The sequence below is a fragment of the Marinobacter sp. PE14 genome (assembly GCF_053566155.1).
Genome location: NZ_JBQXNY010000002.1, coordinates 949,282 through 972,594, shown reverse-complemented (window position 1 = coordinate 972,594; position 23,313 = coordinate 949,282). Strand labels below are relative to the sequence as shown.

General features: G+C 59.0%; 21 protein-coding genes. 8 read left to right on the top strand and 13 right to left on the bottom strand.

Going from position 1 to position 23,313, the window contains the following annotated elements; translation table 11 throughout:
- Positions 1 to 33: 33 nt before the first annotated feature.
- Positions 34 to 675 carry a cAMP-activated global transcriptional regulator CRP gene (crp, locus tag ACWJ62_RS10195; protein WP_007153756.1) on the bottom strand — a complete coding sequence of 214 codons (642 nt, stop codon included), beginning with the start codon at positions 673 to 675 and terminating at the stop codon, positions 34 to 36.
- A 265-nt stretch (positions 676 to 940) separates the two neighbouring features.
- Here crp and ACWJ62_RS10190 point away from each other — a divergent pair, with 265 nt between their 5' ends.
- From ACWJ62_RS10190 to ACWJ62_RS10180, 3 genes are all read left to right on the top strand, one after another.
- On the top strand, positions 941 to 1,363 hold the full coding sequence (locus ACWJ62_RS10190; protein ID WP_449286071.1) for an OsmC family protein: 423 nt from the start codon (positions 941 to 943) through the stop codon (positions 1,361 to 1,363).
- Positions 1,364 to 1,610: 247 nt separating this feature from the next.
- Positions 1,611 to 2,405 (top strand): adenosylmethionine decarboxylase, encoded by a 795-nt coding sequence (gene speD / locus ACWJ62_RS10185; RefSeq protein ID WP_449286070.1) that lies wholly within the window; start codon positions 1,611 to 1,613, stop codon positions 2,403 to 2,405.
- A 135-nt stretch (positions 2,406 to 2,540) separates the two neighbouring features.
- Positions 2,541 to 3,389, top strand: coding sequence for a pirin family protein (locus ACWJ62_RS10180; protein WP_449286069.1), 849 nt, complete (start codon positions 2,541 to 2,543; stop codon positions 3,387 to 3,389).
- 4 nt (positions 3,390 to 3,393) lie between these two features.
- Here ACWJ62_RS10180 and ACWJ62_RS10175 read toward each other — a convergent pair whose 3' ends face one another.
- Positions 3,394 to 4,260, bottom strand: coding sequence for a phosphoribulokinase (locus tag ACWJ62_RS10175; RefSeq protein WP_349519520.1), 867 nt, complete (start codon positions 4,258 to 4,260; stop codon positions 3,394 to 3,396).
- 18 nt (positions 4,261 to 4,278) lie between these two features.
- Positions 4,279 to 8,046, bottom strand: a complete 3,768-nt coding sequence (locus tag ACWJ62_RS10170) for a DUF1631 family protein (protein WP_449286068.1) — start codon at positions 8,044 to 8,046, stop codon at positions 4,279 to 4,281.
- A gap of 171 nt (positions 8,047 to 8,217) precedes the next feature.
- Between ACWJ62_RS10170 and ACWJ62_RS10165 the strand changes: the two genes are divergently transcribed.
- Positions 8,218 to 9,288, top strand: a complete 1,071-nt coding sequence (locus tag ACWJ62_RS10165) for an aminopeptidase (protein WP_449286067.1) — start codon at positions 8,218 to 8,220, stop codon at positions 9,286 to 9,288.
- Here the strand turns inward: ACWJ62_RS10165 and argA are convergent.
- The 7 genes from argA to coaBC all read right to left on the bottom strand — a co-directional run bounded on the left by argA (position 9,262) and on the right by coaBC (position 18,640).
- A complete protein-coding gene (argA, locus tag ACWJ62_RS10160) occupies positions 9,262 to 10,569 on the bottom strand; it encodes an amino-acid N-acetyltransferase (RefSeq protein ID WP_449286066.1) in 1,308 nt (435 codons plus the stop codon). The two genes, ACWJ62_RS10165 and argA, sit on opposite strands and share 27 nt — an antisense overlap.
- A gap of 205 nt (positions 10,570 to 10,774) precedes the next feature.
- Complete coding sequence (argE, locus tag ACWJ62_RS10155; RefSeq protein ID WP_449286065.1) at positions 10,775 to 11,944, bottom strand: acetylornithine deacetylase; 1,170 nt, start codon at positions 11,942 to 11,944, stop codon at positions 10,775 to 10,777.
- Between the two features lie 26 nt (positions 11,945 to 11,970).
- On the bottom strand, positions 11,971 to 13,221 hold the full coding sequence (locus ACWJ62_RS10150; RefSeq protein WP_449286064.1) for an acetylornithine deacetylase: 1,251 nt from the start codon (positions 13,219 to 13,221) through the stop codon (positions 11,971 to 11,973).
- Between the two features lie 24 nt (positions 13,222 to 13,245).
- Positions 13,246 to 14,142: an acetylglutamate kinase gene (argB, locus tag ACWJ62_RS10145; RefSeq protein ID WP_449286063.1), complete on the bottom strand. Its 897-nt coding sequence runs from the start codon at positions 14,140 to 14,142 to the stop codon at positions 13,246 to 13,248.
- 57 nt (positions 14,143 to 14,199) lie between these two features.
- On the bottom strand, positions 14,200 to 16,842 hold the full coding sequence (locus ACWJ62_RS10140) for a phosphomannomutase/phosphoglucomutase (RefSeq protein WP_449286062.1): 2,643 nt from the start codon (positions 16,840 to 16,842) through the stop codon (positions 14,200 to 14,202).
- Between the two features lie 95 nt (positions 16,843 to 16,937).
- On the bottom strand, positions 16,938 to 17,399 hold the full coding sequence (dut, locus tag ACWJ62_RS10135) for a dUTP diphosphatase (RefSeq protein WP_449286061.1): 462 nt from the start codon (positions 17,397 to 17,399) through the stop codon (positions 16,938 to 16,940).
- A 41-nt stretch (positions 17,400 to 17,440) separates the two neighbouring features.
- Positions 17,441 to 18,640 carry a bifunctional phosphopantothenoylcysteine decarboxylase/phosphopantothenate--cysteine ligase CoaBC gene (coaBC, locus tag ACWJ62_RS10130; protein ID WP_449286060.1) on the bottom strand — a complete coding sequence of 400 codons (1,200 nt, stop codon included), beginning with the start codon at positions 18,638 to 18,640 and terminating at the stop codon, positions 17,441 to 17,443.
- A 186-nt stretch (positions 18,641 to 18,826) separates the two neighbouring features.
- Here coaBC and radC point away from each other — a divergent pair, with 186 nt between their 5' ends.
- The 3 genes from radC to rpmG all read left to right on the top strand — a co-directional run bounded on the left by radC (position 18,827) and on the right by rpmG (position 20,133).
- Positions 18,827 to 19,501 (top strand): RadC family protein, encoded by a 675-nt coding sequence (radC, locus tag ACWJ62_RS10125; protein ID WP_449286059.1) that lies wholly within the window; start codon positions 18,827 to 18,829, stop codon positions 19,499 to 19,501.
- Positions 19,502 to 19,729: 228 nt separating this feature from the next.
- Positions 19,730 to 19,966 (top strand): 50S ribosomal protein L28, encoded by a 237-nt coding sequence (gene rpmB / locus ACWJ62_RS10120; RefSeq protein WP_008173462.1) that lies wholly within the window; start codon positions 19,730 to 19,732, stop codon positions 19,964 to 19,966.
- 11 nt (positions 19,967 to 19,977) lie between these two features.
- The gene (rpmG, locus tag ACWJ62_RS10115) at positions 19,978 to 20,133 is read left to right on the top strand and encodes a 50S ribosomal protein L33 (RefSeq protein ID WP_008173465.1); all 156 of its coding nucleotides are present in this window, start codon (positions 19,978 to 19,980) and stop codon (positions 20,131 to 20,133) included.
- Between the two features lie 67 nt (positions 20,134 to 20,200).
- Here the strand turns inward: rpmG and ACWJ62_RS10110 are convergent, their stop codons facing one another.
- From ACWJ62_RS10110 to ACWJ62_RS10100, 3 genes are all read right to left on the bottom strand, one after another.
- Positions 20,201 to 21,061 carry an endonuclease/exonuclease/phosphatase family protein gene (locus ACWJ62_RS10110; RefSeq protein ID WP_449286058.1) on the bottom strand — a complete coding sequence of 287 codons (861 nt, stop codon included), beginning with the start codon at positions 21,059 to 21,061 and terminating at the stop codon, positions 20,201 to 20,203.
- Positions 21,062 to 21,120: 59 nt separating this feature from the next.
- A complete protein-coding gene (locus tag ACWJ62_RS10105) occupies positions 21,121 to 21,756 on the bottom strand; it encodes a thiol:disulfide interchange protein DsbA/DsbL (RefSeq protein ID WP_449286057.1) in 636 nt (211 codons plus the stop codon).
- A 143-nt stretch (positions 21,757 to 21,899) separates the two neighbouring features.
- Positions 21,900 to 22,508, bottom strand: a complete 609-nt coding sequence (locus tag ACWJ62_RS10100; RefSeq protein WP_449286056.1) for a c-type cytochrome — start codon at positions 22,506 to 22,508, stop codon at positions 21,900 to 21,902.
- A 176-nt stretch (positions 22,509 to 22,684) separates the two neighbouring features.
- Here ACWJ62_RS10100 and yihA point away from each other — a divergent pair, with 176 nt between their 5' ends.
- Positions 22,685 to 23,308: a ribosome biogenesis GTP-binding protein YihA/YsxC gene (yihA, locus tag ACWJ62_RS10095; protein ID WP_449286055.1), complete on the top strand. Its 624-nt coding sequence runs from the start codon at positions 22,685 to 22,687 to the stop codon at positions 23,306 to 23,308.
- Positions 23,309 to 23,313 lie beyond the last annotated feature (5 nt).

The following is a 23,313-nucleotide window of genomic DNA, read 5'->3' as shown; positions in this document are numbered from 1 at the left end:
CTGTGCTACATCGATGCTCTCCTGTCCGGGGACTCAACGGGTGCCGTACACCACCATAGTTTTGCCCTTGACCCGAACCAGGCCCTGATCTTCCAAGGTCTTCAGGACCCGTCCAACCATCTCCCGGGAACAACCCACGATACGACCGATTTCCTGGCGGGTAATCTTGATCTGCATGCCATCCGGGTGGGTCATAGCATCCGGTTCCTTGCAGAGGTCCAGCAGGGTGCGGGCGACCCGACCGGTCACATCCAGGAACGCGAGGTCACCCACCTTGCGAGTGGTCTGGCGGAGGCGGGAAGCCATCTGTTCGCCAATGAAATACAGAACCCTGGGATCCTGCTGGGCAATCTCACGGAACTTGGTGTAGCTGATCTCCGCTACTTCGCACTCGGTCTTGGCCTTTACCCAGGCGCTGCGGGAATCCATGTTGTCGAACAGCCCCATTTCACCGAAAAAGTCACCGGCGTTCAGGTAGGCCATGATCATCTCGCGACCGTCGTCGTCTTCAATGATAACCGTCACCGAGCCTTTGACGATGTAAAACAGGGAATCGCTCTTGTCCCCGGCATAGATAATCGTGCTCTTGGCTGGGTAACGGCGGCGATGGCACTGCGAAAGGAAATAGTCGAGATGCTTGGTTTTCTGCTCAACCGGCTTGACGATAGTGGCCATAATGCGAGTCGTGCCTCCTCAGATACTGGCGGGTCCCAATGTTTGTTATGCACCCGGCTTTCCTTGCGGGTTCGTTCTTTTTTACTGCAAAACAGCGCAACTTATAACAAGAAGGTCTGTTGCGGGCAACCGGAAAGAGTATACAACATGTATCCGAGATCGGCCTGCCTGGCGAAGCCGGTTGTGCTAGCATCCGGCCACAGGTCATCTTTATCGGGGCCATCCCAACAGTCGGTCCCGCGTCATCACAATGGAGAGTCGTCCCATGAAAGCAACCATAGACTGGACCGGCAACGCCAGTTTCAAAGCCAGCAGCGGCAGCGGCCACAGCGTCCAGCTTGATGGCCCGCCGGACCACGGTGGCGAGAACCTCGGCCCGCGCCCGATGGAAATGCTGCTAATGGGTCTCGGAGGCTGCTCGGCGTTCGATGTCATGAGCATCCTGAAGAAAAGCCGCCAGGACGTGACTGCCTGCCACGCCGAGCTCGAAGCAGAGCGGGCCGACGCGGTTCCGGCGGTGTTTACACGCATTCACCTGCACTTCGTGGTAACCGGAAACAAACTTAAAGACAATCTGGTCAAGCGGGCCGTGAGCCTGTCGGCGGAAAAGTATTGTTCCGCATCTATCATGCTTGAACAGGCTGGCGTCGAGATCCGTCACAGCTACGAGGTTCACCAGGCGTCATAACCCGTGTGACAAATCTCGCCAGGGCCGCTCATGGACCGAATCCATGGGCCGGATGCAGGGGAGATCACGAATGCTAAAATGTCATTGCGAATACTATTCAACGTCACTTGCGGTGTGCATAATACGCACCCTCTCCGCCGGTCTGCGCAAAAGGTGAACAACCCGGTCAGTAGTCGGTGGCGGCCTCGGCAGAGCTCAGCAATGCAGCTCTGCAGTCATTCATCTCCACGATCCGGAGGGGCTGAGCATGGAATCAAAACTCCAGCTGCATGGTTTCAACAACCTGACCAAATCCCTGAGCTTTAACATCTACGACATCTGTTATGCGCAGACCGAAGAACAACGCACGGCCTATATCGACTACATCGATGAGATGTACAACGCCGAGCGTCTGACCCAGATTCTGACCGACGTCGTCAAGATTATCGGCGCCAACGTCCTGAACATCGCGCGCCAGGATTATGAGCCACACGGCGCCTCGGTCACCATGCTGATCGCCGAGCACGAGCTCACTAACGGCGAAGAGCCCGACAACGAAGAGTCTCCCGGACCGCTGCCGGATACCATTGTAGCGCACCTGGACAAGAGCCACGTGACCGTGCACACCTATCCGGAAAGCCATCCCCACGACGGCGTAAGCACCTTTCGGGCAGACATCGACGTATCCACCTGTGGTCTGATTTCACCCCTGAAAGTGCTGAACTACCTGATTCACAGCTTTGATTCCGATGTGGTCACCGTGGATTACCGGGTTCGCGGCTTTACCCGCGATGTGGACGGCACCAAGCACTACATTGATCACGACATCAACTCGATCCAGAACTATCTGACCGAGGATACCCAGAACGCGTATCAGATGATCGATGTGAACGTGTACCAGGAAAACCTGTTCCACACCAAGATGATGCTGAAGAACTTTGACCTCGATAACTATGTGTTCGGGGTGAACGCCGGTGATCTTGATCCCGCCGAAGCCCAGTCCATTGAGGACCGTCTGCGCCGGGAAATGCTTGAGATTTTCTACTCCCGCAACGTGGAATAACTACTTGCGGTGGCGTCCTGAGCCGGGCGCCACCGGTCCTTCAGTTTTTTTGATGTCACCCCCCAGATTTCTGCGTTTTATTCTCTCCTCCCATCCCGTTTAAATAGAGCCAAGAGCTAACGAGAGGAGGACCCCATGACCCTGCGCTCCCTGAAACAGATTATACCCGCCCTGGAAACGTCCGACGGCGCCGGCGTGCGCATCAAGCGTTCCATTGGTCAGCAACAGAACATTCGCCTGGATCCGTTCCTGATGCTGGACGAGTTTGGTTCTGCGGAGGCCGCCGACTATATCGCCGGCTTTCCCTCGCACCCGCACCGGGGGTTCGAAACCGTGACCTACATGATCGAGGGGCACATGCTGCACGAAGATCATCTCGGAAACCGGGGCGACCTTCGCAACGGCGGTGTGCAATGGATGACCGCCGGTCGCGGCATCATCCACTCGGAGATGCCTCAGCAGGAAGAGGGCGTGATGCGTGGTTTCCAGCTCTGGCTGAACCTGCCAGCGGCGGAAAAAATGACCCAGGCCGGCTATCGGGACATCCAGCCGGAAGAGATTCCGGAGCTTGCCTTCGACGGCGGTAAACTGAAGCTCATTGCCGGCTCAGTGCAGATCGGTGGCCAGACCCATGAAGGGGCGATGCCGAGTCGCACCACTCAGCCGATCTACGCTGACATCCACCTGGCATCAGGCGGGAGTCTGAAACTGCCCCTCCCGGAAGGCCACAACGCCATGCTTTATCTTTACGAGGGTAGCGCGAGCCTGGGAGAAAGCTCGCTGAAGCGAAGCGCCGCTAACGTTCTTTCTGACGACGGCGACCAGATCGAACTCCATGCGGGGGAAGCCGGAGCGCGACTGCTGCTGATTGCCGGCAAACCGATTGGCGAGCCGGTGGTCCAGTACGGTCCGTTTGTGATGAATACCCGCGAGGAGATCGAACAGACACTCCGGGATTACCGGGATGGACGACTGACGGCCTGACGCCTCAGGCGAACGGCTTTCTTGCCATCAGCCGCTGCACCATCGGCCTGACAATCAGGTCCATGGCCAGCGGCATTTTTGTGCCCGGAACCACCAGAGTATCGTGTCGCGACAGGCTGCTGCCCGCAATCACCTGCAGCAGATAGGGAAAGTCCACTTCTGACTGGTCCCGGAACCGGATCACCAGCATGCTTTCGTCCTCAGTGGGGACATCCCGGACGACAAAGGGATTGGAAGTATCGACCAGGGGAATACGCTGGAAATTGATGTGGGTGTGGGAGAACTGGGGCACGATGTCGTGCACGTAGTCATCCATGCGGTTGATGATGGTTTCCACCACCGCCTCCTGGCTGTAGCCCCGCTTGTGCGTGTCCCGGTGGATCTTCTGGATCCATTCAAGATTCACGATCGGAACCACACCGATCAGCAGGTCCACATACTGGGCAATATTGCAGGTTTCGCTGACAACACCACCATGCAGCCCCTCGTAGAACAGCAGATCGGTATCGGCAGGCAACGGCCCCCAGGGCGTAAACGTGCCGGGCTTGTGCCCGGCTTCAACCAGCCTGCGATCCTCATCGTGAACGTATTGACGATAACGGCCGTTGCCGGTGTGGCCGTAGTCGTAGAACAGCGCTTCCAGCTTGTCGATGTGATTGGCGGCCAGCGCAAAGTGGTTGCGCTCACCGAACTGGCCCTTGGCCGCGAGCCTGGCCATTTGTTCACGGTTGTACCGATGAAAACTGTCACCGCTGACCATCGCGGCGTTCAGCCCCTCACTGGCAAACATCCGGCTGAAAATCTGGCCGGTGGTCGTGGTTCCCGCTCCGGACGAACCGGTAACCGCGATGATGGGATGGCGTTTTGACATAGAGGCAGGTTGCCGGAATCAGGTGAGACTGTCGAGCAAACGCGGTTTTTCCACCACGAAGCCCTGAGCGTAGTCGACACCCAGCTGTCGGAGCATGTCCAGAACGTCCCGGGATTCAACCTGGGAGGCAATCACTTCCCGGTTCATGTAGTGGGCCATGTCCACCATTGAGCGCACCATTGCCCGATCGGTCTCGCTGGCCGACAGCTGGCCGGTGAAGGCGCTGTCGATCTTGATCAGGTCCACCGGTAACGAACGCATGAACTCGAACGAACTGGGCCCACTGCCAAAGTTGCCGAGACAGAACCGGCAGCCAAGCTCTTTCATCTCAACGATGAAGTCTGCCACTGACTGGACGTCGTTGATCGCCGAGGCCTCGGTAATCTCGAACCACAGCCGCTCGATAGGCGCATCCTTCTCACTCAGCTTTTCGTAGATGAACTCCAGCAGCGACTGGTCGTTCATGGAGTAGCCGGACAGGTTGATGCAGACGCCGCCGAAATGCCGCGGGTCCGGGGCCTGTTCCCTGAGCCAGTCCAGCATGTGACCAACGACCCAGCGATCCACGGCTTGCATACGGTCATAGCGCTCGGCCATACGCACGAAGTCCCGACCGGTAATGAGGTTGCCCTCGTCATCGTACATGCTGATCAGCACCTCATACTGCGCGGCCATGGAGGCCTTGGCATGCAGGGGGATGATCTTCTGGCAGCGCAGCAGCATGCGCTCTTCATTCAGGTCGCTGAGGCTGGCAACCTTTGCGGCAATCTGCTCCTGACGGGCCTGATCCTCGGCACCCAGGGAATACTCCGAAACCTTGCCGTGGCCCTGCTGGCGGGATGCGGCGAGCGCCTGCTCCGAGGCCCGCAACCAGCGTTCAGCACTGACCAGGGCCGGCAGCGTGGGAACCACACCGGCGCTGGCAGAGAGCCGGTAGTCGCGACCACCAAAACTGAACTCGGCGGCCTCGACTGCCCGGATAAGATCCCTTGCCGCGTCGCTGGCGCTCTCGGAGGGCACCAGCATGGCAAATTCGTTTCCGGCCAGTCTGGCCACGGGCATACCGTCACCGACGTGGCTGCGCAGAATATCTGCGATCCGTTTGAGGGTTTCATCACCGGCCTGGTAGCCAGCGGTATCGTTCAGCAGGCGGAACCGACGCAGATCCAGACGCACCAGGGAGCGCTCATCCTCCCGGCGGGCCAGCTGCTGATCCAGCATTCGCTCGAACTCCCGACGCCCGAGAAGACCGGTCAATTCATCGTGGGTGGAGGCCCAGGACAACTGGTCATAAACCTTGCGGACCATCCTATCGATACTCTCGTCCACCAGGGGCCGCTCATACTGACTGTCGGGCACGATGATGCCTTTTCGCATCTGCCGGGCCAGGGCCTCCAGCTCCAATTCCACTACCCGCATGCCCTGATGATTCACGAAGACAAAACGGCTGAATCCGCGGGCGACCCAGACCAGACGGATGTATTGGGGCTCGTCCGGTTTTTCCTGGTCGCGGAGCCAGTCGCCGGTGCGCAATTTTTGAGCTCGGTTGATCCAGCGTTGAAGACTCCGTTGTTCCCGATCGGACAGTTTCCTGGTGTCCGGTTGCTCCGGCTTTGCCGGCGGCACTTCAACCAGCTCGGGGCTTTTTTGCGGACTGCGAACCAGGAACTGCTTGAGCTCGTCCCGGATTTGCGAAGAAGGCATGTGATTACTGGAAATAGACGCGAGACCATCCTGGATAACCCGGAGCAGTTCCGGCAGGTTAATCGAGCTGTTGGGATCGTCAGCGAAAGACAGCAAGGAATCAATCACCGCCAGGTAATCCTGCCAGAGCTGGCTATCCGGCCCCTGCCGGATCCAGGTCAGCGATAGCAGATCCCGCCAGCCACCATCCAGCAGACTGAGCACGGCTCGGGGCACCTTGCGCCCACCCAGTTTGTTGTCCAGCACCTCGGCCACGGCCTTTTTTGATTCAGCCACCTTCTGGGCGCCTTCCGCAGCGGCTGTCACGCGCTCGACATTCCTGCGATAGACAAGATTCTGGCGATCAATCAGGGTGTCCAGCTCCTGGACCGTTTGCTCGAATACCCCGGTATCCTGCTCGAAATCCGTGGTAATTCGCTCTACCAGCTCATCCACCCGACGCTGAACCACTGGATTGATGCGCCCGCCCTTTACCCCTAACTGGGCCAGACGGTTCATCACCCCGCGAACCGGGCTGTCCTGATCGTCAAAGAACGCTGGGTCCCTCATGACAACTTTCAGAACGGGTACTTCCAGCTGCCGCATACGCTGCTGGGCATATTCACTGAGCTTCGGGCTTTCCACCACCGACTTGAAAAACCGGTCGACCACATCCACCGTTTCCTGCTGCTCTTCATCCAGCCGGTTATCACCGCTTGCCTTTACTCTCTCTACCACCCGCTCTTTCAGGGGCGCCAGCTCCTCGCCAGTATCCACGGGCTGAGATTGCAGCTGCTGGAGTTCTCGCTGGAATTCGCCGGACGACAGAGGCCTGGCATTGGGCTGAAACGGCAAAGGTTCCGGATCGCCTCGGGCCACACGGCTCGCGCTCAGGGTATTTAGCAGGTTGCGCACGGTGGCGAACGCCGTCTGGGCCGCCTGGGCATAGCCCCGAAACTCGCCCCCCAGCACGCCGGCTCTGCGACGAGGCTGGGCCTGTCCGGCGCCCTCGCCACCCGCCTTTGGCTTTGACGTCGACTCTGCAGCAGCACTCTCCTCGGTAACCGGCTCGGCCTCTGCGGGCTCTTTCTGTTCCTCCGCATTTGTCCCGGCCTGCTCGCTCAGGTACTTGCTGAGATCCAGGTCTGGCAGAACACCGTGACGAATCAGAATATCGTTGAGTTCCTTGTACAGAGGCCCGAGCTGCTGTAACACCGTCTGTTCAAAAACCCGCAGACAGACTTTCTCCACCTCCCGGGTCGCCTTGAGCTGGCTGAGGCCGTTATGGAAGGCTTCGCAGACCAGGGAGGGCCCGAGGGGGTTGTGGTGTCCCGTGGCGTTGGCGATTCCGAGTTTGTCCAGGCGAAGCTTGAGCTGCAGCAGATCGCCCCGATATTGGGTATCCGCCTTGGTCACCATCACCCGGATCGTCAGCCAGTCTTCGAATTCACCCTTGTCGACCACGGACAGCTCGGATCCCGGAAACCCCTTGGGGGCGGGCTTCAGTGGCGACTCCAGGCTTCGCGCCATCTGATGCCAGATGACCCGTTGCCGGGCCTGAATCTGGCCCGAGGCATCCATGTATTCATTGGCCTGCTGATCATTTGAGGCTCTTTGAGCCGCCAGCTTGAGACCCTCCACCATCTGCACGAGACAGGCGTCCATCAACGGCTCGATAAACTGGATCACCGCCTTGGCGGACTGGTGCAGGACAAACTGTACGCGGTCACTGGGCGCGCGGAGCGAGGAGCGATCCTGACGGCGGGAGCCCCCGCATTGCTGCAGCATGGCATCCACCGCTACCGGGTTGGGTCTGCTGAAATTGACCCCCATGGCGCCATCGATGCGACGGACAATACTGACATGAAGCTCATGGCGGCGCGCGCCATCCAGGCCCCGAAAACGTATTACCAGTTCGGGCGGTGTGCCAGAAGCAAACGCCCGATCGAGCTTTTTCGAGGTTTCACCCGAATAGCGGACGAACAGACCCTCCGCACAGAAATCGGCGATCTGACACGGCCAGGCCTCACCGGTTCCCAGATCAATCTGGGCGGCAAGCTTGATTGGTTGGCGGGGGCTGCTACGACGTTCTCTCGGATCCATGAACTACCTGATATCTCGCAAAGCCGGAACGATCACCGAACACAACGCCCGGTACCGACTCACGTCCCTGAAACGATGGCGGATGCCACCGGCTGCTACTGTAGAGACCATGATTGTACTATAGCGGCCTGGCCCCCACAGGCAAACCAATCCACTATAACATCATGACCCATGAAACAGCTTAGTCAGATCTATCTACTTTTGCTACTGGTAACAATGCTTAACGGCTGCTCGACCATTGGCTACTATTCGCAAGCTGTCAGTGGGCATCTCTCCCTGATGATGTCGGCGGAACCGGTCGACGACATCCTCTCCGACACCACAACGCCGATGGATCTTCGGGGAAAACTCGCGGTAGCGCAACAGGCCCGGGAATTCGCCGCTCAACGACTGGCCCTGCCGGTGGGAGGAGCCTTCAGGGACTACGTGGATCTCGACAGACCCTGGGTGGTGGTGAACCTGGTGGCCGTGCCGGAGTTCTCCCTGGAGCCGCACCGTTGGTGCTATCCGGTGCTCGGCTGTCAGGCCTACCGGGGATACTACAGCCTTACGGATGCGCGTGCCGAGGAGTCGCAATTTCGCAACAAGGACTTCGACACGTTTATTGGCGGCGTGACGGCCTATTCCACTCTCGGCTGGTTCGATGATCCCCTGCACACCGGCTTTACCCGACTGACGGAGAATCGCATGGTCGCCCTGATGTTCCATGAGCTGGCACACCGGGTGGTCTACATCGCCGATGACACAGCATTTAACGAAAGCTTTGCCACCGCGGTGGAGCTGGAAGGGCTCAGGCTCTGGCTATCGGAACAGGGCAAACCCGGCCAGTTTGAGGAGGCACTGGACCGCCTGGCTCGCCGAAACCAGACGCTCGCCCTGGTCGAGGACTTCAGTGCCCGGCTGGACGTTCTTTACGCCCAGCAGAGCAGCTTGCCAGACCAGCGACTGCGAAATCGCAAGGCGGCCATTTACCAAGAGCTGGCTCTTGCCTATCAGGAACTTTCCGCAGAGTGGCCCGAACCGGGCCCGTTCGGGCCGGTGCCGGTCAGCCTGGATAATGCCAACCTGGCGCTGTTTCGTCAGTACAACCAGCACGTACCGGCGTTCCGTCAAATGCTTCGGAATGCAGACCACGACTTTGCCGTCTTTTACAAGGCCGTCGAGACGCTGTCAGAGCAACCGGAACCCCAGAGGTCTGAACATCTGGCCGCCCTGTCAGAGCGGTTTGAAGAACACCTTTGAGTTCCGCTGGGTGTTATAGGCAGCCAGCTTCGGCCCGGGCAGGGCCTGCACGGTCGAAGGCTGGAAGCCCCGCTCCCGGAACCAGTGCTCCGTCTGGGTGGTGAGCACGAACAGCTTCTGGATACCCTGCCCCCTGGCCAGCTTCTCCACCATTGCCAGAATCTCATCACCCCGCCCGGCCCGGCGATAGGTCGGGTCTACCGCGAAGCAGGACAACTCGCCGGCGCCCTCTTCAGGGTAGCTGTACAGAGCGGCACAGCCCACGATAGTGCCGTCGCGCTCCGCCACAACAAAGCGGTCAATCTCGGTTTCCAACATCTCCCGGGAGCGGCGAACCAGAATGCCCTGCTCCTCCAGCGGCTGGATCAGCTCCAGAATCCCGCCGATGTCCTCGACCCGGGCCTGGCGAAATTGCTCGTAGTGATCGCCACTGACCAACGTGCCGGCGCCATCCCGTGTGAAGAGCTCCTTCAGCAGGGCGCCGTCATCCACATAGCTGATGATGTGGGCGCGACGTACACCCTTCACACAGGCGTCGCAGGCAGCTCGCAGCAAGTCGGCATCGTGACCGGTCACCGCACCGGCCGCCAGACGCTCGGACGCCTGGCGCGCCGACAGCTCCCGGATCAAAGTACCGTCCTCTTCCTGTAACCCGGGATCATCAATAAACACCATCAGCTTCTCGGCCTGAAGGGCCGCTGCCACCTGGCTGCCAACATCCTCGTAGGAGAGGTTAAAGGCGTCTCCCGTCGGCGAATAACCCATAGGCGGCAACAGGACAATGTGACCAAGCTCCAGCAGTTTCTCGATGCCGGCCACATCGACCCGGCGCACCTTGCCGGTATGGCCAAAATCAACGCCGTCCAGCACGCCAACGGGCCTGGCGGCCACATAATTGCCGCCACTCACCCGGATACGGGCATTGTGCATTGGCGAATTCACCAAACCCATAGAAAGGTGGCTCTCCAGGTAGGCTCTCAGGCCACCGACGGCCTCCATCACCATGCTGAGGTGCTCTTGCGGTGTAATCCGAAGACCTTTCGAAAACGACGATTCGATTCCGGCAGCATCCAGCCGCGTCTGGATTTGCGGGCGGGCACCAAAGGCAACGACCAGCCGCACACCGAGGCTACTCAGCAGCGCGATGTCATGGATGATGTTGATGAAGTTCCCATGCTCAATGGCATCCCCCGGAATGGTCAGCACCACCGTACGCCCGCGGTGGGCGTTGATGTAGGGGGATGAATGGCGGAATCCATGCAGCCAGTCGTTTGATTTCAAACCTTTCTCCTGGTCTCTCGTTATCTTCTAAAGGCAGGTACTTTATCTTGAGGAGTTTGCCGAGTCCTGTCGAGGAGGGTGTGCCAAAACACGCCCGTAGATACGTCCCTGTAGGGCTCGGTCGCGCCATCCCTGGCGCTCCACGGTTTTGGCACACCCTCCCCGCCAGGACTCTCCGCAGGCGTCGGAAGTGCCTGCGCCACACTCAGAGACAAAACTGTCGGATCAGCCCTCGCAGTACTTTAACGGTTGGATCAAGCTGGGACAGCTCTATAAATTCATCGGGTTGGTGCGCCTGATCGATTGAGCCGGGCCCCATGACCAGAGTTTCCAGGCCGAGCTTCTGCAGCCAGGGCGCTTCCGTGGCGAAGGCAACGGCATGAGCGGTATGGCCCGTCAGTTTCTCACAGGCTTTGACCAGGGCCGCATCGGCCGGGGTTTCGAAGGGCGGCACGCCGTCGAAGAGCGGCTCGAATTCCAGGGACAGTTCCCGCCGTTCCGCGATTGGCTGCACCTTGCTCAGGATAGTCTGGCGCAGGGTTTCCATATTCATGCCCGGCAACGGGCGCAGATCAAAGTGCAGCTCGCACTGGGCACAGATGCGGTTTGGATTGTCACCGCCGTGGATGCAGCCAAGGTTCAGGGTTGGGAACTGCACTTCAAAGTTCGGGTTACGGTACTTTTCCTGCCAGCCTGACCGGAGTGCCAGCAACTCGGTGAGCGCTTCGTGCATCCCTTCCATGGCGTTGCGACCGAGGGCCGGGTTGGAGGAATGACCGGACTGGCCCTCGAATTTCAGACGCTCCATCATGATGCCCTTGTGCATGCGCACCGGTTTCAGGCTGGTTGGCTCGCCGATGACCGCGTAGCGGGCCTTGGGCTTGCCAGCTTCGGCCAGCGCCCGGGCGCCGTCCATGGAGCTCTCTTCGTCGGCGGTGGCCAGTATGATCAGGGGCTGCTTGAGGTCTTCGTCCACAAAGGCCCTGGCCGCTTCGATGGCCAGCGGGAAAAAGCCTTTCATGTCGCAGGTACCCAGCCCGTACCAGCGGTTGTCCCGCTCGGTCAGGGTAAAGGGGTCGCTCTGCCAGCGTTTGTCATCAAAGGGTACCGTATCGGTATGGCCGGACAACACAAGACCGCCCGGGCCGCTGCCCAGGGTTCCGATCAGGTTGAACTTTCCGGGCATGCCGGGCACTTCCAGGATTTCCACAGAAAATCCGATAGCCTCCAGCCATTCTGCCAGGATTCGCACCACGGGCTCGTTGCTGTGATCCCACTTGGCCGACGCACTGCTGATGGAAGGCAGCGATATCAGGCGAGCAAGCATGTCACGAATGCCCGGCACCGCTGCGGATTTGCTATCGGACTGCGACATAGTTTCCTCTCAGATTCCCACTGGAATCATTGTGCACGGCCACGCCGCCAGACTTCAAAGTTGGTAATGGCCCGGATCAACATCGGGTAGGCGACTTCACCACCAGCGATAACCCGGGCCACTTCCAGCTCGCGTTCGCTGACGCTAACCAGACGCCCTTCCACCACGTTCTCGTTGGAAAGCGTTACCCGAACCTGCCGGTCAACCCATTGTTCAGCGGTTTCAAGACTCGCCGGATACCAGCTTTCGGTCTCAGGATCCTCCCGTGGCACCACGGGCTCGACTGCCACCTCTGGTGTTTCCTGAACAACCGGCTCAGCCTCGGCCAGATATACGTCCGGCACGCCTGCACCGTTGTAACGAACGGGCCAGCTCATGCCCGCACCCTCGTTTTCAGCCGTTCTCACAGGCACCCCGAGCAGTGGCTGGGCCAGCTGCACATTTACCGTGAGCTCACCGCCCTCCAGCAGCCACTGCCGGTACAACGCTTTCAACTGGTCACTGGCGGCCAGGCCCCGGGCCTCAAGCCCGGCAGACAGCGCCTGCACTGCGCGCCCGGCCCATTCTCCGGTTTCGATACCGGCTTCGCGGGCGCAATAGGCGGCGATGCGACGCATCAGGCCACCATCACGCAAGGTCAGCGTCATCGGCTCGGCGCCACTGGCAACGGTCAGCTCGGAATCCTGGATCCGGATTCGAGCGTCGCGCCAGTCCAGCTCCAGACTGCCGGTACTGACGGTATTCAACTCAGCATGGAGATTGCCCGGAGTCTGCCGCACGAAGCCATCCCCGGCGAGTGCTGTGATGCCCATGCGGATCAGGTCACCGCTACCCAGCTGTTGGCGCGGATCTGGCGCGCAGGAAAGCGCAAACAAGGCCGGATCGCCCTCGCTGTTGGCGCCTTCTGCGGTGACCCAGTTACGAAGCATGGTCGGGTCCAGCGTCAGGCCAAGGCCGTCGAGTCGCAAGGTCCATTGGTCCGGCAGGCCAGCCGGATCGAACAGTACAGAGAGCAAACTGACGGGTGAGCCGGCATCCAGCTCCACCCTCGCCATGTCCAGAGGCTGGGTGAGCTCGAAATCCTGCCAGCTGGCGTCATTGAGGACCAACCGGCCCTCGACACCGGAACTGATGCTGCCCCTATGCAGCACACCGTGGGGCTCCAGCGCCTGTCTCGCCTCGGCCATGCGCTGGTCCGCCAGCCACCAGACCCCCGCCTTGAATGCGGCAAAGCCGACCAGAACCAGTATTACCAGCGTCGCAAGCAGGCGCTTCATCCGGAGACTCCTTGTCGGGTGCCGTCAGTTACGGGAAATCAGGGTGCCGACACCCTCATCAGTGAAGATCTCCAACAGACACGCATGAGCGACCCTGCCGTCGATAATATGGGACGTGCGCACGCCGTTCTCGACGGCACTCAGTGCACACCGGATCTTCGGCAGCATGCCACCATGAATGGTGCCGTCCTCGATAAGATCATTGACCTGCTTGGCCGTGAGCCCGGTAAGCACCTTGCCTTCCTTGCTCTTCAGGCCGGAGACGTTGGTCAGCAGCATCAGCTTCTCGGCCTTCATGGCTTCGGCCACCTTGCCCGCTACCAGATCCGCATTGATGTTGTAGGAGGCGCCATCCGGTCCCACGCCAATCGGTGCAATCACGGGAATCAGGTTGCTGCGGGTAAGCATGTCAATCACATCCACATTGACACTGGCGACCTCGCCCACGTGGCCAATGTCGATAATCTCCGGGCGTTCCAGTTCGGGAGAGCGGTCGACCACCTCCAGCTTGCGGGCCCGGATCAGGTTGGCATCTTTCCCCGTGAGCCCAACGGCCATGCCACCGTGGGAATTAATCAGGGACACGATTTCCTTGTTCACCTGACCACCAAGCACCATCTCCACCACGTCCATGGTTTCGGAGTCGGTAACCCGCATACCATTGACGAAACGGGACTGTATGTTGAGGCGTTCCAGCAGTTCGCCAATCTGGGGGCCACCGCCGTGCACGACGATCGGATTGATACCCACCAGCTTCATCAGCACCACATCGCGGGCGAAACTGCTTTTCAGGTCTTCGTTCTCCATGGCGTTACCGCCATATTTGATGACCACTGTCTTGCCGGTAAATCTCTGAATATAAGGCAGACCCCGGCTCAGTACCGAGGCCACCTGCATTGCTGTTTCACGATCCAGCGCCATGTTTTTGCCTTGTTGATCCTGTATTGAAACTTGCCTGCGAAACTCGGTGACTGCGAATCAGAAATCCGCCACCAGATCCGGCGCAGCCTTCTGCAGCTGGTCGCGGAACACAGACTTGATACGCTCCAGTGCCTCGTCGGTCTCCGCTTCAAAGCGTAAGACCAGCATTGGTGTGGTGTTTGATGCCCGGCAAAGCCCCCAGCCGTCGGCGTAGTCCACCCGGATGCCGTCGATGGTGCTGATATTGCCGTCACCGAAATCCCCGGACTCGCCGAGGCGTTTGATAATGTCGAACTTGGAACTTTCCGTCACTTCGACGTTCAGCTCTGGAGTACTGATGTCATCCGGGAAATCCTCGAAGACCTCATCGCTGTGACGATCCTCAATGCCCAGAATTTCCAGCAGGCGGGCCGCGGAATACAGACCGTCATCAAACCCGTACCAGCGCTCGCCAAAGAAGATATGACCGCTCATTTCCCCGGCCAGCAGGGCGCCAGTCTCTTTCATTTTCGCCTTCATCAGGGAATGACCGGTTTTCCACATGATCGGTCGGCCACCGGCTTCTGAAATCACCCCGGCAAGCCTGCGGCTGCATTTCACATCGTAGAGGACATCGGCCCCCGGATTCCGTGAAACCACATCCCGGGCGAACAGCATCATCAACCGGTCCGGCCAGATAATCTTGCCAGAATTGGTTACCACGCCAAGGCGGTCACCATCGCCGTCGAAGGCCAAACCGATGTCGGCCCCTTCCGATTCCACTCGGGCAATCAGATCCGCCAGATTCGCCGGCTTACCTGGGTCGGGATGGTGATTCGGGAAGTCACCGTCCACCTCGCAGTAGAGCGGAATCACTTCGCAGCCCAGTTCCTCGATCAGCATGGGCGCCAGCTCACCGGCAATGCCATTGCCGGCATCAACGACCACCTTGAGCGGTGCCGCTACTGCAATATCGCCAACAATCCGGTACAGGTAAGCACGGCGCACATCCTCGCTGCTCTGGCTGCCCCGACCGCTGGCAAAATCTCCGGTCTGGATGCGCTGATACAGTTTCTGGATGGCCTCACCTGAAAGGGTTTCTCCACTCAACATGATTTTCAGACCGTTGTAGTTGGCCGGGTTGTGACTGCCGGTCACCATAACGCCAGAGCCGGTCTGGAGTTCGTGGGTGGCAAAATAGAGTACCGGTGTGGGCACGGCACCCACGTGAATCACGTTGCACCCGGCTGCCATTACACCGCGTGCCAGGGCATCGGCCAGATCCGGGCTGGAATGGCGGCCGTCATAACCAATGCAAAGGCTGTCGACACCGCGCTCCTGGGCCTCCGAACCGATGGCCCGACCGATGACTTCAACGCCCTCGGCGGTCAGGGTTTCGCCGACAATGCCTCGAATGTCATAGGCCCGGAAAATATCCTGAGAAAGCTCCACCTGAGGCAGGGCCACCTCTTCCACATCAGGAGTGTCACCGGACCCGAACACGGTATCATCGCCGCTGCCGAAGCCGAGAACGTCCTCATCGCCATCAAGCATGTCGATATCGGGCATGTCCTTGTCCTGGAACAGAGGCTCATCGCCGCCCTTGGCGGCACCACCGCCAGACTTTCCGGAACCGGCCGGCCTGGGTTTGCCGGTTTCTCCAGCCTTGGCAACCCGTTTATCAACCACCTGGGACAAGCGGTAGAGCACCTCACCGGTTGAAGCCACCATATCCCAACGGAAGGTCGGCAGTTTTACCCGCTCTCCGCCGAACACCTTGTGGGCCCACTGGATCAGGGCCGTCACGTCCTGACGCAAGCCCTTCTGAGCCCCGCCCAGCAGTACCCAGACGATGATGGCAGCGATCAACGCGGGCACGCCGACCAGAAGGGCGATCATCACCGTATCCACCGGCGCTGCAGACGATTTGGCAGGGGTGTAGGCCACCGTCCAGTCTGGATTGGTAAGCCGCCGGGATTCAGCGCTTCCGGAGCCGTTGCCGTTACTGACCACGGTGCGGGATGAACCGGACACGGTCTGCACCAGCGCGAGCTGGCCACCGAGGCTGGAGTTGACCACTTGTAGCAACGGCTGGACCTGGGCGGAGTCGAAGATAATCAGCAGGCTACCGATGACCGCATTGCTGGTCGGGCTTCGAACCGGGGTTGCCATCTGGATGAACCACCGGTTATCCCGTGGAAACGCGTCGGGAAACAGTCGCTGGCCGGTTTCAGCGCGCCGGGCCAGCTCAAGCCCCGAGAAGCCCAGCAGGCCCTCACTGCTGGAGGTGCGTGGAATGTCACGGTAGGGAAACAGGTGAACCGCCTCGATGCCGGGTAGTGAATCCGCCAGCTGCACCTCGGTTGCCGGAATCTCGTTCCGGCTGTTCAGGGCCTGAATGACATGGGGCTGCGTCGCCAGACCATTGACGCTTTTCTGGACCTGGTCAAAATATTGGTTCAGTCGCAGCGCAGCGGCATCCGCCTCCAGGACTTTCAATGATTCGAAGCGCTCCTTTGCCGACGGCTGAACTACCAGAAAATGAAGCAAGGCAACGGCAATCACCCCCGCAAGGACCACGACCAGCGATTGGTTCACCGCCACGGAATTTAGTCTCTTCAGTTTTGGTCCCGAAGAACTGGTTTTTTCCTTTTTCACCGCCTTCTTCGCCGGCTTTTCATCAACGGACGCGTCGGCATCTTTCTTTTTACCCAGCTTCATAGTCCATCCTGCAGTTGTAATTTTATCGTCCTGGACAAGCAGTTATCCGCAAAGTATAGACGCCGGCACACTGTTCTGCGTGCCCGGCTACCCGGTCACTGCGTGCCGGTGGAACCAAAGCCGCCCTCACCGCGAGCGCTGGCGTCAAATTCTGAAACCACCTCAAAATCGGCCTGGACCACAGGCACCAGCACCAACTGGGCCAGACGCTCGCCTACGTCCACGGTAAAGCTGGTGCGCCCCCGGTTCCAGCAGGACACCATTAACTCGCCCTGATAATCCGAATCGATCAACCCCACCAGATTGCCAAGCACAATGCCGTGCTTGTGGCCAAGCCCGCTTCGGGGCAGGATCATGGCCGCCAGCGACGGATCGGCAATATGGATCGATAACCCTGTCCTGATCAGTTGAGTATCGCCCGGCTCGAGGATCAGCGGCTCGTCCAGGCAGGCCCGAAGGTCAAGGCCTGCAGAGCCTTCGGTGGCATACTCGGGAAAGGGAATCTGGCTGCCAATGCGATCATCCAGAATACGTACCTGAAGATTTTTCCTGCTCATGAGGGGTCCTGTCGATTGTAGTGCAGGTGCGCTGCGCTGAGTCAGCGGGCGGCCTGACCAAGATGTTCACCTATCATCGCCACAAGCTGTCGGGCAATGTTCGTTTTGCTGTCGGGACCGATCGACGTCTGGCCACCGGGCCAGAACACGGTTACCGCATTGTTGTCGCTGTTAAAGCCCAGCCCGGGCGCAGACACATCGTTGGCCACGATCATGTTCAGCTTCTTGCGTTGCATTTTTTCGGTGGCGTAGCTCGATACATCGGTGGTTTCTGCAGCGAAACCTACGGTAAAAGGCGCATCGTCGCGGCCGGCTATGGTAGCCAGGGTGTCGGGATTGCGCACCAGCGATAGCGCCATGGCGTCACTGGACTTCTTGATCTTGTCTCCGGCACAGGTTTCCGGCCGGTAATCCGCGACCGCAGCTGTCGCAATAAACAGGTCACAGCCCTCATCCACTGCGCCCGAGGCTTCCTGCAACATGTCCTCGGCCGTTAACACCGGACGAACCTCGACACCGATAGGCGCGGAAAGCGCTACCGGACCACTAACCAGAATCACCCGGGCACCTGCCCTCTGCGCCTCGCTGGCCAGGGCATACCCCATTTTCCCGGAGCTGTGGTTGCTTATATAGCGCACCGGGTCAATAGGCTCTCGGGTCGGGCCTGCAGTAATCACGACCGTCTTGCCAGCGAGCACGCCTGTGCGACCGTGATCGACGAGCGCAACAATGTCCTCCGGCTCCAACATTCTCCCTGGCCCGGTATCGCCACAGGCCTGCGCTCCCTGAGCCGGTCCCCATAATTCAATCTGGGAATCCTCTTCAAGAAGCCGGATATTTCTCTGGGTACGACCGTTGCTCCACATCGCCTGATTCATCGCAGGCACCACGGCAATGGGCGCCTCGGTTGCACAACAAACGGTGGTTAAAAGATCGTCGGCCATACCCTGGGCAAGGCGGGCGATAAAATCGGCCGACGCCGGCGCAACGACCACCTGATCAGCCCACTTGGCCAGTTCAATATGCCCCATGCCAGCTTCCGCCTCAGGGTCCAGCAAGGACGTCCTCACGGGCTCGCCACTGAGGGCCTGGAAGGTCAGTGGTGCGACGAACGCTTCCGCCCCGCGGGTCATAACAACCCGCACCTCATGGCCCGCTTTCTTCAGCTGGCGAACCAGTTCGGCGCTTTTATAGGCAGCGATACCACCGGTTACTCCCAGGAGGATTCGTCTGGCGGCCATAGGGGCTCCGTTTCCGCATAAAATGAAAGGCTTATAAGATAGCATGCTCAGGCCGCAGCGACAGCCTGCCAGGCCCGGCATACGTTTACCGATTGTTACTTTTTAAAGTAACCTTTGTAATCCTGAGATACCCGTCTCGGTGCAGGAAGCACCAGGGCCGGAAATAACCAATGCAAGGAAGCCAAGATGTCAGACTCCACCTGGCCCACGGACGAACGTCCGCGGGAACGCCTGCTCGCCCATGGGCCGCAAACCCTCTCCGACGCCGAATTGCTCGCCATATTTTTACGGACCGGCACCACCGGCATGCCGGTCATGGCACTGGCCCGCCACCTGATTGAGGAGTTTTCCGGGCTCCGGGGGCTGCTGACAGCTTCCCGCCGCCAGTTCTGCAACGTCAAAGGTCTGGGAACCGCCAAATACGCCCAGGTTCAGGCGGCCATGGAAATGGCCAGGCGGGTCATGGACGAACCGCTTCGCCAGGGAGACCCGCTGCGCTCGCCAGAAGACACCCGCCGCTTTCTTACCAGTCGACTCGGCACTTACCCGCACGAGGTTTTCGCAGGCCTGTTCCTGGACAATCGCCACCGCGTCATCCAGTACCGCGAGCTTTTCCGGGGCACCATCGACGGTGCCGCAGTCTATCCAAGGGAAGTAGTACGGCAGGCCCTGGAGGACAATGCAGCCGCAGTGATTTTTGCCCATAACCACCCCTCGGGAGTCGCAGAACCGAGCCAGGCCGACATTTCCCTCACCCGCCGGCTGAAAGAGGCCCTTGGGCTGGTGGATATCAGGGTTCTTGACCATATGGTTGTTGGCCATGGTGAGGTAATATCGCTCGCTGAACGGGGTCTGCTGTAAAGCCCGATTTATAAGAGTGCACGTCAATGCCGGAAAACTGGCCAAATTCCCAACAATTTTTTGCGTTGGGGGGGCAGTTCTGGTATAAAAGCGTCCCTTTCTGGCGGCGTCTGGCGAGCAGCGTTCAGTTTAGAGGCGCGAATGGGAGCGTAACGGCTCCTTAGCAACCAGAGACGCATTAAAAACGAATTCGTATTTTAGAGACCATTGCTCAGGTCGGAGGCAAGTATGTCCAGAGTTTGTCAGGTTACCGGTAAGCGTCCGGTATCCGGTAACAACGTTTCCCACGCGATGAACCACACTCGTCGTCGTTTTCTGCCGAATCTGCAGAACCATCGTTTCTGGGTTGAGTCCGAGAAGCGTTTCGTGAAGCTGCGCGTATCCACCAAGGGCATGCGCATCATCGATAAAAAAGGCATTGACGCTGTGCTGGCCGATCTTCGTGCCCGCGGCGAGAAATTTTAAGGAGCCGCATCATGCGCGAGAAAATCAAGCTGGTTTCATCAGCAGGCACTGGTCACTTCTACACGACCAAAAAGAACAAGCGTAACACTCCGGAAAAAATCGAGATCAAAAAGTACGATCCGGTTGTCCGCAAGCACGTTGCCTACAAGGAAGCCAAGATCAAGTAATTCCTGATCCGGCATCCACAAAAAAGCCCGGCCAATGCGCCGGGCTTTTTTGTGGCTTTTCTCCCGCTCAAAACTTTTCAAGATACCCTTCGGGCAGTGCCACATCCATAGCGATAGGCAGGTGATCCGACATCGGATAGCTCACCACTTCCGAACGTCGGATTTCAAGTGAAGGGCTTACCAGGATATGGTCCAGGGCCTTCTCCGGCCGCCAACTGGGGAAACTATGGGCGGTATCCGGTAGCGGCACCAGATCGGTTTCCCTGAGGGGCGTCTGGGTCAGGAGCTGTTCGGCATGAGCGTTCATGTCCCCCATCAGAATCACATGCCGGTAGTCGGCGATCAGCTCCCGGATGTAGCCCAACTGGCGTTGCTGAGCCGTCTTGCTGAGGGAAAGGTGCATCAGCACCAGCACCAGGGGATCATGCTCGGTTCCGTATCGGGCGATGATGGCGCCCCTACCCGGAATCAGGCCCGGCAACTTGTGTTCGGTAACGTCCAGGGGCCGGTACCGGCTCAAAAGGCCATTGCTGTGCTGGGCGATCTGACCGAGATTCCGGTTCAGCTGCTGGTACCAGTAGGGAATGCCCGCTGCTTCGGCCAGATACTGCACCTGATTGATATAGCCGCTGCGCAGGCTGCCACCGTCGCACTCCTGCAACGCCACCACGTCGTACCCGCGCAGCAGGGACGCAATCCGGTCGAGATTCTCGATGCGATTACGGTGAGGCAGTATGTGTTGCCAGCTTCGAGTGAGGTAATGGCGGTAGGACGAGGTATTGATACCCACCTGGATATTGAAGGTCAGCAGACGAATATGTCGCTGTGGCTCAAACTCGGGCACATGCTCGGTCCCTGAGCTGGCACCCCTGGGCCCGCCGGCCGGCTTCAGGATGCCATTCAACTGTCTTCGGATACGCTTGTACATATGGCGGTCTCAACCGGCCGGCGGCTTGTCTTACTCGGCTCTGGCGTCTGGGCGCGGTTTTACTCCGCTTCGTCCCGCTCTGTGGCAACAAGGTAGTCCACCACGTCCAGAACGGCCTCATGGCTGCCGGCCATAGATGCACTGACAGTGTACTTGCCATTAACCAGCATAGTCGGAGTTCCGGTGATCCGCGCACCGCGGATTTTAGACTGGGCTTTTTGCATGCGAGCGTTCACACCAAAGCTTTTATAGGTGCTGACAAACTCATCAGGATCAACCCCATAATCCGCGACGAAATCCGCAAGAGCTTCTGGCGTATTCAGCGGACGACGCTCGCCGGCCAGCGCATCAAACAGGGCATCGTGAACCTTGTCCAGCTCCCCCATCGCTTCAAGCGCATAGAAGGCGTAGGCATGGGGCTCCCAGTTTCTCCCCAGTGCAGCGGGAATCTTTACGTAGTTGACGTAGTCGGGCGCGTTGGCCGCCCACTCTTCAACCAGGGGCTTGAACCTGTAGCAGTGGGGGCAGCCGTACCAGAAGACTTCCGCTACCTCGACTCCGGAATCGCTGTCGGTGCGTACCGGGTTATCCAACCGGTTGTAATGAACCCCTTCTTTCCACTCTGCGGCGTTGGCCAGGCCGGTAACAGACATTGCCAAAAGAAGCAGGAAGGCCGTTCTGAAGGATCGAAACATGAAAAATCTCCGGTTATCTCTATGTCGTTTTGGGAGGATTATGACCCAGCGTACCTGAAAAGTTCCACAGGTCGGCAGTTACAGAAACGAAAGGCAACAAAAAACCCCGCATCAGGCGGGGTTTTCGGTACAGACCGGCGGTTTCAGTTCAGGCCGGAAATGTAGCTGGAGACCGCTTCGATCTCGGCATCGGTCAGCTTTGACGCTACATCCATCATGATCGATGCGTTGGCGCCAGAAGCCCGAGTACCATCGCGGTAGGCATTCAACTGCTTGATCAAGTACTCTGCGTTCTGACCGCCGAGCGCCGGGTAACCGGCCGGCTCGTTGCCGACACCTTGCGGATTATGACAGCCGGCGCAAGCTGGGACACCAGTCGCCATGTTGCCGCCACGGTACAATGCCGCACCCTGATCAACGAGATCCGGATCGGCCTGGCCAACAACCATTTCCTGGGCACTGAAGTAAGCTGCCAGGTCCTGCAGATCCTGATCGTTCATGTTGTCGAGAATGCCGGTCATTTCCGCGATATTCCGTTCTTTGTCCTTGATCAAAACCAGCTGGCGATACAAATATTTTTCGCCCAGACCGGACAGCTTGGGATAGGCCCCCATAATGGGCTTGGCACCATTCTGGCCGTGACAACCGGCACATACCGCTGCGTTCTGTTCGCCTGCTTGAGGATCTCCCGCCCCGTGCGCCATCGCTGTGAGGCCAACGCCGAGAACTACTCCTGCGATCAGTTTTTTCATGCTCGCTCCGCTTCTCTCATCTTTTAAGGGTATTCTTCGTTATGCAGCCGGCAGGCGCTGACCAGTCAGGCTCAAAACCGGGGCTGACAGCGGTCGCGCGCAGCGCGCCGCCCGGAATTGGTGTAGCATTATACATTAATCCCTGATAACTGAAATCCAAAGGAAAGCCAACCGCTGTGGACCCTGATCTGACTCAAAAAAGCCTCTCATTTAACAGCGCCCGATTCCTCACTAGCGCTTCCCGTCTCGACGAGTGCCCGCCCGATTTCGGAGCGGAAGTTGCCTTCGCCGGCCGATCCAATGCCGGGAAGTCCAGTGCACTGAACGCGATCACCGCCAACGGCAAGCTGGCGCGAACCAGTAAGACTCCGGGGCGCACCCGGCTGATCAACTTCTTCTCTCTGAACCGCGAGAATTGCCGAATGGTCGACCTGCCCGGGTACGGCTATGCCAAAGTATCCAGGGACATGAAAGACGACTGGCAACAACACCTGGGCCACTACTTGAATGACCGGCGCTGTTTACGCGGCCTGGTTCTGGTGATGGACATTCGCCACCCACTGACAGATTTCGACCAAATGATGGTGGAATGGTGCGAACATAACAACCTGCCGCTGATGATTCTGGCCACCAAGGCAGACAAATTAAAGTTCGGCCAGGCCAAAACCGCCATGCTGGGCATTGCCAAGAACCTCAAGGCTTACTCCTGTGTGGAACACCTGATCATGTTTTCTGCAACATCAAAACGGGGCGTGGACGAATGCCGGGAGGCATTGATCAACTGGCTGGAAGCGGAGTAACAAGG